Genomic DNA, 530 nt, shown 5'->3' with positions numbered 1-530 from the left:
CCCATAAGCGTGTCCCCCGCACAGCCACGATAGTGGCCCATCTGGAATCCGTGCCCCCGCACATTCGGCGCTTGTGACACAGCAGTCATTCTTCCGGCGGCGCTGCGCGCGCCGTCGCGGTCATTCGCGCCTACACCAACGCTGGCACTATCGGTCGAAGGCCCGGGATCAGCCCGCGAAGCAGCCAGAATCTCGTCAGTTTTCTTTGCGAGCGTCGTCAATCCAGATCCTCTTGCCAAGCTGGCGACTGCCGCGGAGACGGCAGCCACCATGGCGAATCCGATTAGGAAAGAAGCGATGAATTCTATTCGCGCTCAGTTTTCCTAACTATCGTGGCCGCCGAAAGAGATCAAAAAATCGCGGCCGCGCATCGCAGACCGATCCCTTAACTACAAACGTTTTGCCGAACTACCGCGACGGCGCGCGCAGCGCCGCCGGAAGAATGACTGCTGTGTCACAAACGCGGAGTGTGCGAGGGCACGGATTCCAGATGCACCACTACCGTGGCTGCGCGGGGGACCCGCTTATGA

1 protein-coding gene is annotated in these 530 nt (G+C 60.6%); it reads right to left on the bottom strand.

All coding sequences use genetic code 11. The features are described from left to right. Positions 1 to 221: hypothetical protein (locus tag P0D70_RS36795; protein ID WP_408188132.1), on the bottom strand; the 221-nt coding region annotated here is incomplete at its 3' end. Positions 222 to 530 lie beyond the last annotated feature (309 nt).

This window comes from Paraburkholderia sp. RL17-381-BIF-C, from assembly GCF_046026435.1.
Classification (GTDB): Bacteria; Pseudomonadota; Gammaproteobacteria; order Burkholderiales; family Burkholderiaceae; genus Paraburkholderia.
Note: the sequence above shows the minus strand (reverse complement) of the source record. Positions and strands in the feature narration are given on the sequence as shown.